The organism is Pseudomonas marginalis (assembly GCF_008692035.1).
Taxonomy (GTDB): Bacteria; Pseudomonadota; Gammaproteobacteria; order Pseudomonadales; family Pseudomonadaceae; genus Aquipseudomonas; species Aquipseudomonas marginalis.
The window spans coordinates 3,628,687-3,641,403 of sequence record NZ_VTFG01000001.1 but is presented as its reverse complement, the minus strand read 5'-3'; the positions used below and the strand labels follow the sequence as shown (position 1 = coordinate 3,641,403).

General features: G+C 63.1%; 9 protein-coding genes. All 9 read right to left on the bottom strand.

Translation table 11 applies throughout. The annotated features are described in order from the left end of the window. Positions 1-25: 25 nt before the first annotated feature. Positions 26-1,204 carry a BaiN/RdsA family NAD(P)/FAD-dependent oxidoreductase gene (locus FX984_RS17080; RefSeq protein WP_146477669.1) on the bottom strand — a complete coding sequence of 393 codons (1,179 nt, stop codon included), beginning with the start codon at positions 1,202-1,204 and terminating at the stop codon, positions 26-28. Between the two features lie 201 nt (positions 1,205-1,405). Next, complete coding sequence (gene dbpA, locus FX984_RS17075; RefSeq protein WP_235865629.1) at positions 1,406-2,743, bottom strand: ATP-dependent RNA helicase DbpA; 1,338 nt, start codon at positions 2,741-2,743, stop codon at positions 1,406-1,408. A 130-nt stretch (positions 2,744-2,873) separates the two neighbouring features. Next, the gene (mdtD, locus tag FX984_RS17070; RefSeq protein ID WP_027606026.1) at positions 2,874-4,301 is read right to left on the bottom strand and encodes a multidrug transporter subunit MdtD; all 1,428 of its coding nucleotides are present in this window, start codon (positions 4,299-4,301) and stop codon (positions 2,874-2,876) included. A 36-nt stretch (positions 4,302-4,337) separates the two neighbouring features. After that, positions 4,338-5,228: an alpha/beta fold hydrolase gene (locus tag FX984_RS17065; RefSeq protein WP_027606025.1), complete on the bottom strand. Its 891-nt coding sequence runs from the start codon at positions 5,226-5,228 to the stop codon at positions 4,338-4,340. Positions 5,229-5,451: 223 nt separating this feature from the next. Further along, positions 5,452-6,768: a TldD/PmbA family protein gene (locus FX984_RS17060; protein WP_146477671.1), complete on the bottom strand. Its 1,317-nt coding sequence runs from the start codon at positions 6,766-6,768 to the stop codon at positions 5,452-5,454. Then, a complete protein-coding gene (locus FX984_RS17055; protein ID WP_027606023.1) occupies positions 6,765-8,210 on the bottom strand; it encodes a TldD/PmbA family protein in 1,446 nt (481 codons plus the stop codon). Before FX984_RS17055 ends, FX984_RS17060 begins: the two co-directional genes overlap by 4 nt. Before the next feature lie 206 nt (positions 8,211-8,416). Continuing rightward, on the bottom strand, positions 8,417-10,120 hold the full coding sequence (gene betA / locus FX984_RS17050) for a choline dehydrogenase (protein ID WP_027606022.1): 1,704 nt from the start codon (positions 10,118-10,120) through the stop codon (positions 8,417-8,419). 92 nt (positions 10,121-10,212) lie between these two features. Further along, complete coding sequence (gene betB, locus FX984_RS17045) at positions 10,213-11,685, bottom strand: betaine-aldehyde dehydrogenase (protein WP_027606021.1); 1,473 nt, start codon at positions 11,683-11,685, stop codon at positions 10,213-10,215. A gap of 110 nt (positions 11,686-11,795) precedes the next feature. After that, positions 11,796-12,389, bottom strand: coding sequence for a transcriptional regulator BetI (gene betI / locus FX984_RS17040; protein ID WP_027606020.1), 594 nt, complete (start codon positions 12,387-12,389; stop codon positions 11,796-11,798). Positions 12,390-12,717 lie beyond the last annotated feature (328 nt).

Here is a 12,717-nt window from a genome sequence, read left to right as displayed (position 1 = left end):
AGGAGCCAGCCCCCTCCCACATTCATCAGGCGTACTGCGCTGCGGCGTAACCCGAGGCCCACGCCCACTGGAAGTTAAACCCGCCCAGATGCCCGGTCACATCCAGCACTTCCCCAATAAAGTACAAACCCGGGCTTTTCAGCGATTCCATGGTCTTGGACGAGACTTCCCGCGTATCCACCCCGCCCAAGGTCACCTCGGCCGTGCGGTAGCCTTCGGTGCCCGCCGGCACCAGCTGCCAGCTCGAGAGTTTTTGCGCGATATCGGCCACTTCAGCGTGGGTGTACTGCTTCATCGGCTTGGACGCGAACCAGGTGTCCGCCAGCAGGTTGGCCATCTTCTTGGTGAAGATTTCACCCAGCAGGGTTTTCAGCTCGCTGTTGGGGCGCTCGACCTGCTGCTGTTGCAGCCAGGTGTGGGCGTCGTGGTCGGGCAGCAGGTTGATCTCCAGCGTGTCGCCGGACTCCCAGTAGGAGGAAATCTGCAGAATCGCCGGGCCGCTGAGGCCGCGATGGGTAAACAGGAGGTTCTCGCGAAAGCTCTGGCCGTTGCAGCTGACCAGGCAATCCACCGAGGTCCCGGACAGCTCGCCACACAAGTCCTTGAGCTGGTCGGTGATGGTGAACGGCACCAGCCCGGCGCGGGTCGGCAACAGCTCATGGCCGAACTGCCTGGCGACTTGATAGCCAAAGCCGCTGGCGCCCAGGGTCGGGATCGACAGGCCGCCGGTGGCGATCACCAGGGATTCGCAGCGCAGTTCACCCAGGGTGGTCTGCAATTGGTAGCCGTTGTCGAGCTTGGCGATTTCTTCAATCGAAGTGTCCAGGTGCAGGCTCACGCCGGTCTGGATGCATTCGTCCAACAGCATGCCGAGGATGTCGCTGGATTTGTTATCGCAGAACAGCTGGCCGAGTTTCTTCTCGTGGTACGGCACGCCGTGCTTGGCCACCAGGCCGATGAAATCCCACTGGGTGTAACGGGCCAGGGCCGACTTGCAGAAGTGCGCGTTGTGCGAGAGGAAATTGGCCGGCTCGGTGTACATATTGGTGAAATTGCAGCGGCCACCGCCGGACATCAGGATCTTCTTGCCGGCCTTGTTCGCATGGTCGAGCAGCATCACCTTGCGCCCACGCCCGGCGGCGGTCAGTGCGCACATCAAGCCTGCGGCGCCGGCGCCAATGATCACAACTTCGGTCGAGCGCACAGCAATGTCCTCACAAAAATACGGGTCTGAAATGCAATCAAAATTGTGGGAGGGGGGCTTGCGCCCCGATTCAATGGGGCTGCTTCGCAGCCCAGCGCGGGGCAAGCCCGCTCACCACAACAAGCCCGTTCACCACAGCAAGCTCACTCACCACAGCAAGCGCCCTCCCACATTGGATCTCCATATAGGTCGGAGATCGTGTTACAGGATCCGCACACGCAACGAGCGGCCTTTGATCTTGCCGTCGTTCAAGCGCTGCAACGCCTGCTTGGCGATGCCGCGTTCCACGGCCACGAAGGCCTGGAAGTCGAAGATCGCGATCTTGCCGACCTGGGCACCCGGGATGCCGGCTTCGCCGGTCAATGCGCCGAGGATGTCGCCCGGGCGCACCTTGTCTTTGCGCCCGGCGGCGATGCACAGGGTGCTCATCACCGGCAGCAGCGGACCACCGCTTTGCGGCTTGAGGTTGTCCAGTTGGTCCCAGTTCAGCGGCGACTTCTGCAGTTGCTCGATGGCCTGGGCGCGATGCGCTTCGGACGGCGCCACCAGGCTGATGGCGATGCCGGTCTCACCGGCGCGACCGGTACGGCCCACGCGGTGGATGTGGATTTCCGAGTCGCGGGCCAGTTCGACGTTGATGACCATGTCCAGCGCGTCGATGTCCAGGCCGCGGGCGGCGACGTCGGTGGCCACCAGCACCGAGGTACTGCGGTTGGCGAACATCGCCAATACCTGGTCACGGTCGCGCTGTTCCAGGTCGCCATGCAGGCCGACGGCGGAAATGCCCTTGGCCGTCAGGTGGTCGACGGTTTCCTGCACTTGCTGCTTGGTGAAGCAGAACGCCACGCAGGAGGCCGGGCGGAAATGCGCCAGCACCTTGGTCACGGCGTCCATGCGCTCTTCCGGGGAAATCTCGTAGAAGCGCTGCTCGATCTGGTCGTCGGAGTGGAACGCTTCGGCTTTCACTTGCTGCGGCGCGCGCATGAATTTCGACGCCAGTTGCTTGATGCTCACCGGGTAGGTGGCCGAGAACAGCAGGGTCTGGCGGCGCGGCGGGGTCTTGCTGATGATGTCTTCGATGGCGTCGTAGAAGCCCATGTCGAGCATGCGGTCGGCTTCGTCGAGGATCAGGGTGTTCAAGCCGTCCAGCACCAGCGAACCCTTGCGCAGGTGTTGCTGGATACGGCCCGGGGTGCCGACGATCACGTGGGCGCCGTGCTCCAGGGAAGCGATCTGCGGGCCGAGGGACACGCCGCCGCACAGGGTCAGGACCTTGATGTTGTCTTCGGCGCGGGCCAGGCGGCGGATTTCCTTGGCGACCTGGTCGGCCAGCTCACGGGTCGGGCACATCACCAGGGCCTGGCAGCCGAAGTAGCGCGGGTTGATCGGGTTCAGCAGGCCAATGCCGAACGCCGCGGTCTTGCCGCTGCCGGTCTTGGCCTGGGCAATCAGGTCCAGCCCCTTGAGGATCACCGGCAAGCTTTGCGCCTGGATCTGCGTCATCTCGACATAACCCAGCGAGTCGAGGTTAGCCAGCATGGCGGCGGACAGGGGCAAAGTATTAAAAGCGGTGGCGATGGTAGTCACGGGACTGGCTCTGCAAAACAAAATGTCGCGCAGTGTACCAGCCCTGTGGGAATTTCCCCGCAAGTTCTAGACGAGACGCCGGTTAATGCTCGATATGCTGTTCCGGGCTGGCCGCCCGTTTGCCGTCTTGGGGCGACAGTTGCAGGAAGATCGCCGCCGCCAGCATTGCCATGATGCCCACGGTGAGGAAGGTCAGCTGGAACGCGCCGAGCACCGTGCTCACGCCGTCGTTGCCCGACTCGGCGGTAAACCCGCCGAGCAATGCACCGGCGCAGGCCACCCCCAGGCTCAGGGACAGTTGCGCCACCACCGACAGCAGACTGTTGCCGCTGCTGGCCTGGGCGTCATCGAGGTCGATGAGGGTGACGGTGTTCATCGCGGTAAATTGCAGCGAGTTGATCGCCCCCAGCACCGCCAGCATGGCCAGCAGCAGCGGGTAGGGCGTCTGTTCGCTGACCAGGCCCATGCTCGCCAGCATGATGCCCAGGGCTAGGGTGTTGCCGGTCAGCACCACGCGATAACCCAGACGCTCGATCAACGGACGCGCCACCGACTTGGCGAACATCGCCGCCGCCGCCAGGGGCAGCATGCTCATGCCGGCCTGGGACGGCGAGTACCCCAGGGCCACCTGCAGCAGCAACGGCACCAGGAACGGCAAGGCACCGCTGCCCAGGCGCGCGAACAGGTTGCCGAGGATGCCCACCGCGAAGGTGCGGGTCTTGAACAGCGCCGGTGAAAACAGCGGGTTATCGATATGCCCGGCGCGCAGCCAGTACGCCGCCAGGCACGCCAACCCGCCGAACAGCAGCAGCATCACCCGCAGGTGCGGCAGGTGCAGCTCGCCCAGGCCTTCCATGGCAATGGTGATCAGCACCATCGCCGCGCCGAACAACAGAAAGCCGAGGCCATCGAAGCGTGTGCGCTCGCTGCCGCGCAGGTCAGGGATGAATTTCCACACGGCGTAGCAACCGATCATGCCCACCGGCAGGTTGATCAGGAAGATCCAGTGCCAGGTCAGGTATTGCACCATCCAGCCGCCCATGGTCGGGCCGAGCAAGGGCCCGAGCAGACCGGGGATGGTGATGAAGCCCATGATCCGCACCAGTTCGGAGCGGGGGTAGGCACGTAGCACCACGAGCCGCCCGACCGGCAGCATCAGCGCACCGCCGAGGCCCTGGATGACCCGCGCGCCCACCAGCATGGTCAGGCTGCTGGACAGGGCGCACAGCAAGGAGCCGATGCTGAACAGCATGATCGCACCGAAGAAAATCTTCTTGGTGCCGAAGCGGTCGGCGATCCAGCCCGAGGCCGGGATCAGCAGGGCGACGGTGAGCATGTAGGCGATCACCACCCCTTGCATGCGCAGCGGGTTTTCCGCCAGGTCCCGGGCCATGGCCGGCAGTGCCGTGTTGAGAATCGTCCCATCCAGCGATTGCATGAAGAAGGCAATCGCGACCACCCAGGGGAGCCAGCGGGCGGTCTTGGCATCGAGAGGGGCACGATCTGGCATGGGGTACCTTTTTGTTAGCCGGCTATGTGTCGGCGATTATGCGCCATTCGTCGCTCCTTTTCCCACTGGCGGTTCATCTAAGTCCGACAAGTTCGCGTGCTCTCCCACCAGGAAATCCAACAACGCCCGGTGCACCGCCAAAGCCGCCTCGCGGGACTCCAAGTCGAGTAAATGCCCAGTGTGTTCGGCCACCGCAAAGCTGCTGTGGCCCACGTACTGTTTGAACAGTCGGGCCTCGGCGGCGGGGGTGTATTCGTCCAGCGCACCATTGAGAAAGTGCACCGGGGTTTCGATCTGCCGCAGCGCCGGCAGGTAGTTGCCATCACCCAATGCCAGCACCTGGTGGATATGAAAGCGCGCCTGACGGTACTCGGTGGTGGCCATGTTCGACAGGTGCCGATGGTTGTTGCGCTTGAGGCGTGGCGACAGGTATTTGCCGACGGTCTCGTTCAGCAGGTGGCCGACGGCGGATTTGTCATCGGCCTCGATCAGCACCCGCACGCGCTCCACATAGTCGAGCATGGCCTGGTTGAGGTTGGGCGCCAGGGCCATCACCACCGAGCTTTCGATCGACGGCGGGTTGTGCGCCAGGGTCAGCAGCGTGGAGATGCCGCCCCAGGAGGCCGAGACCAGGTGGTTGACCTGGAAGCGCTCGACCAGGGCGCGCAGGATTTGCACCTCGTCATCCTTGGTCACCAGATCCAGGTCGGTGTTGTGTTCGCGGGAATAGCCCGAGAAGGGCAGGTCGAACAACAACACATTGAAATGCTCGGCCAGGCATTTGCTGGTACGGGCGAATGAGCGTGTGGTGGACAGTGCGCCATTGACCATCAGGATGGTCTTCTTTTCCGAATCGTTTCCCAACTGCTCAACATGAACGTTGTAGTGCTTGAACAGCTTTTCTATGACAAAACTTCCATGGTTCATGTCAACGCTCCAGCTTGCCCTTCCCGGGCAAGGTCGTGCTCTCGTGGGTGAGGTGGCGGGGTGCCACTAACCGTTATAACGAGGTTTTCCGCAGGCGACAACAGGCTGCCCGTGCAGACTGGGAGGAAGAGAATCTACGGTAGGAAGGGCTGAAACCGGGATGTCTGAAATCAGCACAGGACAAGGTGGGAGAGGGCAAGCCCGCTCCCACAGGGGGGTGTATCTACAGGGTCAGGGTCAGGCGTTTAACCAGGGCACCCGGTAACAGGTTGGACGCGGTATTGCGCTGGCTATAAGTGCTGGCCGACAGCAGCAGTTCCCGCTCGGCGGTCAGCGCTTCCAGTTGCGAACCGAGCAACTGGTAGACGCTGTCATCAAAACGCATGGTGCTGACCGGCGCCTTGATCTCGCCGTCTTCCACCCAGAACGTGGCGAAGCGCGTCATGCCGGTCAGGCGTGCGGCGGGCAGGTCGGAGTAGTTCAGGTACCACAGGTTGCTGATGTAGAGCCCGGTGCCCAGTTGCTTGAGGATCTCGGCCTGGGCCAGGTTGCCCGCCGCGATCTGCAAGGCGCTCGGTGACTCATCGCCGCTGGCGCCGTTGGCGCTGAGGCCATATTCGGCGGCGCTGCGGGAGTTCACCAGTTGGCCCTCGGCCTGGCCGGCATTGATCAGGGTGACGTCACTGCGCGGGTAGCCTTCGCTGGAGAACGCCTGGCTCAGGGAGTCGGTGATATGTTCTTTCACCGTCACCAGGGGGCTCAAGGACTGCTCGCGGGCATACAGCCGTTGCAACGAGCTGCCTTTGCTGGCGATGGCCTGGGCGGAAAAACCACCCCAGGTGATGATGCTGATGATTTCTTCCAACGCCGCCGGCGCGAGGTAGGCGCGGTACTGCCCGGGCGCCACGGTGTGCAGCGGGCGGCCGAGGAATTCCAGCTGTTCACGCGCCAGCTGGAAGCGCCGGGCGAACTCGGCGCTGTCCCAGGCGTCGCCGGCGTAGCTGGCTTTTACCGCCTCGCCATTGGCGTGGAACAGGCTGAAATCGAAGTTGAAGCTATTGGCCTGATGCCAGCCAAACGCACCGTCCGAACTGGCGAAGCCCCGGCTGATCGGGCCGGCGGCATAGAAGCCGACCAGGTCGAGGCCATCGGCGGCCTGGCTGATTTCTTCCAGTACCTGGGCCAGGTCGGGCAAGGGGCGGGCCTGTTCGTGGTGGCTTTGCCAGGCGTTGTGGTTGAGCAGCAGGTACGGGTCATGGGGCAGCAGCGGCAGGGTTTCGCGCAATTGCCGCAGGCCGTCGGCGAGGCGCTGGAGATCCAGCCCGGGCTCGCCGGCCAGGGTGATGCCGAGGTCGGCATGGCGGCCATCGTTGATCAGCTTGAGGTTGAGGCTAGTCTGCTGCACGTGCCCGGCCTGACGCACCTTGGCGTGGTTGAAGCGCACGAACTCGGACGATTCTGCCGCATAGCCCAGGTGGAATTGTTCCTTGTCGGTGATGGCCTGCTTGAGCCACTGCACCAATGCCTTGAAGGTGTTCATTCGGCATCTCCTCCAAATACGTCAACGTTGCTGAACACACAGGCCGGCGACGCATGGCCGACGCGGATCACCTGGTTGGGCTCGCCCTTGCCGCAGTTCGGCGTGCCCAGCACCTTGAAGGTGCTGGCGTCGCCCACGGCGCTGAGGTTGCGCCAGAACTGCGCGGAAATCGCCCGGTAGTTGGGGTTCTTTACCACGCCCTTGAGCTCGCCGTTTTCAATCAACTGGCCCCACTCGCAGCCGAACTGGAACTTGTTGCGCGCATCGTCGATGGACCACGAGCGGTTGGTCGACATCAGGATGCCGCTGTCGATGCCGCCGATCAGTTGCGCCAGGCTCTTATCGCCGGCTTCGATATTCAGGTTGGCCATGCGGTCGATCGGCGCGCGGTTCCAGCTGCTGGCGCGGCTGTTGGCTACGCCGCCCATGCCCGAACGGAACTGCGACAACGCCCCACCCAGCGGCTTGAGCAGCAGCCCTTCGCGGATCAGGAATTGCTTGCTGGCGGCGGTGCCGTCGTCGTCATGGCCGTAGCTGGCCAGTTGCTCGGGAATGTCCGGGTCGAACGTCACGTTCAACAGCTTGGAGCCGTATTGCAGCTGGCCGAAGTCGCTGGCCTTCACAAAACTGGTGCCGGCGTAATTGCGCTCGTCGCCGAGAATGCGGTCGAGTTCCAGGGGGTGGCCGATGGACTCGTGGATCTGCAGGATCATCTGGTCGGGCATCAGCAGCAGGTCGCGCGGGCCCTGGGGCGTGTTGGGCGCCAGCAGCAGTTGCAGAGCTTCGTCGGCAATGCGCGGCGCGGCGCCCACCAGGCCGAAGCGGCTGATCACGTCAAACCCGCCTTGCTGGCCGAAGTTACTGCCGCCGAGGGTGCGCGATTGGCTGTCGGTGCCGTCGTAGGCGGTGACGTTGACGCCGGGGAACACAAACCGCTGGGCCTGGCGCAGTTCGGCGCCGGCACTGTTGAGGTAGATCTGCTCGACATGGGTCAGGCCGAGGCTGACTTCCCAGTTCACCAGGCGCTCGTCCTGGGGCACCGCAGAGGACTCATCGCCGAGCAGTTGGTAGCAGTCGCTCAAGGACGGGAAGGCGTGCTCGAGGTGCGGCGACAGGTAGTCGGCGACGTCGCTGGACACCGGTTGGTCGCGCAGGTCGAGCAGGGCGTGAGGTTTTATCAGGCGTGCTTGCTGTTCGGCGCGCTCGAGGGCGGCTTGCAGGCCAGGCAGGGAAATATCGTGGGTCGCGGCGTAGGTTTCCACACCGTTCAAACGCACGGTGAGCATGGCGCCTTCGTCGTGGTTCAGGTGCGGCGGTTCGGCGACGTTCTTGCGCACCGACAGGTACTGGCCGGACTCGCGCACGTAACGCAGGGAGAAAAATTCGGCGGTGGTGCGCAGGGCACTGAAGTGCTGCTTGAGTGTGGCGTGGTGTTCGAACATGGGGCCTTCCTTGTGGGCGGCTCAGCGCGGGCAGGCACACAGAGTAGGCCGGGGCTGGGGAGCGATCAAGGAGAGGTGATTCTTTGTGGCAAGTGCCCCTGTGGCGAGCGGGCTTGCCCCGCGTTGGGCTGCGCGGCGGCCCCCAAAATCTTGGGAGCGCTGCGCACTCCAGCGCGGGGCAAGCCCGCTCACCACAGAGTTTGGCGTTATTGCGCCAATGGTCCCACTTCACGCAACGGCTTGCCACGTACCGGCGCATCGCCGGCCACGTAGTAGTCGGCAGTGCTGCGCGGCAGCGGCTGGCGGCCACGGATCTTGTCGGCGATTTTCTCGGCGATCATGATCGTCGGTGCGTTCAGGTTGCCGGTGGTGATGATCGGCATGATCGACGCATCGACTACGCGCAGGCCCTGCATGCCATGCACGCGGCCTTCGCCATCGACCACGGCCATCTCGTCGTCGCCCATCTTGCATGAGCAGGACGGGTGGAACGCGGTCTCGGCGTGCTCGCGGATGAACTTGTCCAACTGCTCATCGGTTTGCACCTCGATGCCCGGGCTGATTTCGCGGCCACGGTACGGGTCCAGTGCCGGCTGCTGCATGATTTCACGGGTCAGGCGGATGCCGTCGCGGAATTCCTGCCAGTCCTGCTCGGTGGCCATGTAGTTGAAGAGGATGCTCGGGTAGTCCCGTGGGTTCTTCGACTTCAGTTGCACGCGGCCACGGCTCGGCGAGCGCATGGAGCCCATGTGCGCCTGGAAACCGTGCTCTTTCACACCGTTGCTGCCGTTGTAGTTAATCGCGACCGGGAGGAAGTGGTACTGGATGTTCGGCCATTCGAATTCTTCACGGGTACGGATAAAACCACCCGCTTCGAACTGGTTGCTGGCGCCGATGCCGGTGCCGTTGAACAGCCACTCTGCACCGATGGCCGGCTGGTTGTACCAGAGCAGCGACGGGTACAGCGACACCGGCTGGGTGCATGCATATTGCAGGTACAGCTCAAGGTGGTCCTGCAGGTTTTCGCCGACGCCGGGCAGGTCGTGGACCACCGGGATGTCGAGGCTTTCCAGCAGCTTGGCCGGGCCGACGCCGGAGCGTTGCAGCAGCTGCGGCGAAGCGATTGCGCCGCTGCACACCAGCACTTCTTTACGCGCACGGGCTTCCACGCGCTCTTCGGCGGCACCGATCAGGTAACGCACGCCAACGGCACGCTTGCCTTCGAACAACACCTTGTCGGTGAGGGCGTGGGTGACGATGGTCAGTGTGGAGCGCTTCTTGGCTATGTCCAGGTAACCGCGCGCGGTGCTGGCGCGACGGCCGTTAGGCGTGACGGTGCGGTCCATCGGGCCGAAGCCTTCCTGCTGGTAGCCGTTCAAGTCTTCGGTGCGCGGGTAACCGGCCTGCACGCCCGCTTCCACCATGGCGTGGAACAGCGGGTTGTTGCCGGCTTTAGGCGTGGTCACGCTGACCGGGCCATCGCCGCCGTGCCAGTCGTTGGGGCCGATGTCGCGGGTTTCGGCCTTGCGGAAATACGGCAGGCAGTCGAGGTAGCTCCAGTCTTCCAGGCCTGGCAGTTTCGACCAGTTGTCGTAGTCCATGGCGTTGCCACGGATGTAGCACATGCCGTTGATCAGCGAAGAGCCACCCAGGCCCTTGCCGCGACCGCATTCCATCCGGCGGCCGTCCATGTGTGGCTCCGGATCGGTTTCGTAGGCCCAGTTGTAGCGCCGGCCTTGCAGCGGGAAGGCCAGGGCGGCGGGCATCTGGGTACGGAAGTCGAGGCGGTAGTCGGGGCCGCCGGCTTCCAGCAGCAGGACGGTGACGCCTTCGTCTTCGGTCAGGCGGGTTGCCAGGGTGTTACCGGCGGAGCCGGCACCCACAATGATGTAGTCGTATTCTTGGGACATAAATGCACCCTCTTTGAAGTGTGGTCAGCAGGTCGGGCCTCATCGGGGGCCTGCCCCGATGACGGCCTCAAAGGCACGACAAAACCCGGGTCTTAGAACACCGAGGCGTAGTCGCCCAGCTCAACCTGTACCGATTTGATGCGGGTGAAGTTGTTCAGCGAGCTGATGCCGTTTTCACGGCCCACACCGGATTGCTTGTAGCCACCCACCGGCATCTTCGCGTCGGATTCGCCCCAGGCGTTGATCCAGCAGATGCCCGCTTCCAGCTGGTGAATCACGCGGTGGGCGCGGTTCAGGTCCTTGGTCACAAGGCCCGCAGCCAGGCCGAAGTCGGTGTCGTTGGCGCGGCGGATCACTTCTTCTTCGGTTTCGTAGGTGAGGATGCTCATCACCGGGCCGAAGATTTCTTCACGGACGATGGTCATCTCGTCGGTGCAGTCGGTGAACACGGTCGGGGCCACAAAGGCGCCTTTGGCCAGGTCGCCGTCGGTCAGGCGGTCGCCGCCGCACAGCACGCGGGCGCCTTCTTCCTTGCCTTTGGCGATGTAGCCCAGCACGCTTTCCATGTGGGCGAAGCTGACCAGCGGACCGAAGTTGGTGTTGGCGTCCTGCGGGTCGCCAACGCGGATGCGCGCAACACGCTCAACGATCTTGGCTTCGAATGCCGCTTGCAGGTGCTTGGGCACGAACACGCGGGTGCCATTGGTGCAGACCTGGCCGGAGCTGTAGAAGTTGGCCATCATCGCGATGTCGGCTGCACGATCCAGGTCGGCGTCTTCGAACACGATCAGCGGCGACTTGCCGCCCAGTTCCATGGTCACTTCCTTGAGCGACGAGCTCGAAGCGCTGGCCATGACTTTCTTGCCGGTGTCGGTGCCGCCGGTGAACGAGACTTTCTCGATGCGCGGGTGCTCGGTCAGCCAGGTGCCGACTTCACGGCCGCTGCCGGTCAAGACGTTGAACACGCCTGCTGGAACGCCGGCTTCGGTGTAGATCTCGGCCAGTTTCAGGGTGGTCAGCGAGGTGACTTCGCTTGGCTTGAAGATCATCGCGTTGCCGGCGGCCAGGGCCGGTGCGGATTTCCACAGGGCGATCTGGATCGGGTAGTTCCAGGCGCCGATACCGGCGACCACGCCCAGGGGCTCGCGGCGGGTGTAGACGAACGAGGTGTCGCGCAGCGGGATCTGCTCGCCTTCGATGGCCGGTACCAGGCCTGCGTAGTATTCCAGCACGTCGGCGCCGGTGACGATGTCGACGTACTGGGTTTCGGAGAAGGCTTTACCGGTGTCCAGGGTTTCCAGGGCGGCCAGTTCGTCGTTGCGCTCGCGCAGGATGTCGACGGCACGACGCAGGATGCGCGAACGCTCCATGGCGGTCATGGCGGCCCAGATTTTCTGGCCTTTTTCCGCGCTGACCACGGCACGTTCAACGTCGTCGAACGTGGCGCGTTGCACTTGGGCGAGAACTTCACCGTTAGCCGGGTTGATGGCGTCGAAGGTGGCATCGCTGCCAGCGTCGCTGTAGCCGCCGTCAATGTAGAGTTTTTGCAGGTCGAAACGGGCCATAAAGTCCTCGCAAGTGCATAAGTGGTTGGCGTTACCCGCCGCACAGTGGGCCATGAGGGTGTGGCAACACTGGGCGGCGGACGTTCAGGGGTTGAGCGTTTATAAGGGCTCTAACTCACCTGCTTGGCCAATTGGAAATCCATGTATTCGTAAGCGATCCGTTGCGCCTGCGCCGTGTCGAAAGCGTCTCCCGACAGGGCACCGCGCAACCACAAACCGTCGATCAGGGCCGCCAGGCCTCTGGCTGCTTTGCGTGCGTGCGGCAGCGGCAGCACTCGGCGGAACTGGCAGCACAGGTTGGAATACAGACGTTGATCGTTGATCCGCTGCAACCTGTGCAATGACGGGTGATGCATGCTGGTGGCCCAGAAGGCCAGCCAGGTTTTCATTGCCGGGCCATTGACCTGGCTGGCGTCGAAGTTGCCCTCGATGATCACCCGAAGGTGCGCCCGTGGGCTGTCGTCCTTCAGCGCAAGCCTGCGTTCGTGGACGTTCTCGATCAGCATGTTCATCAGGTAGCGCATCGTCGCGGCGATCAGGCCGTTCTTGTCCTGAAAGTAGTGACTGATGATGCCGTTCGAGACCCCGGCCAAACGGGCGATCAGCGCAATGCTGGCATCTCCCATTCCGACCTGGTCGATGGCCGTCAACGTGGCTTCGATCAACTGTTGGCGGCGTATGGGTTGCATACCGACCTTGGGCATGTAGCACCTCTCCTTAGGCCTGCCGACGGGCGATGAACGTTCGTCGACTTGAAGGCCAGTCTATTTTGTTTTGATTGAACGTTCAATCAACAAAGAATAAGCTCTGCGACAAATGGTCGCTGTCTACAGGTATTTCCTACGTGAGGGCCGCGACATCCGGCACCTGCAAAAACCTTTGAAACAGGCGGTATCAAGGCCTGCCCACTGCCTGGTGGGGCTCAAGGATTTTCGGGGTGTCTTTATAACACCCGTCCGTCGACTGCCGAAAAATCGATAGGTCGGGATAACCGCTGCCTTGTGTTTCTCTCTCGCACTGCCCGGAGCATCT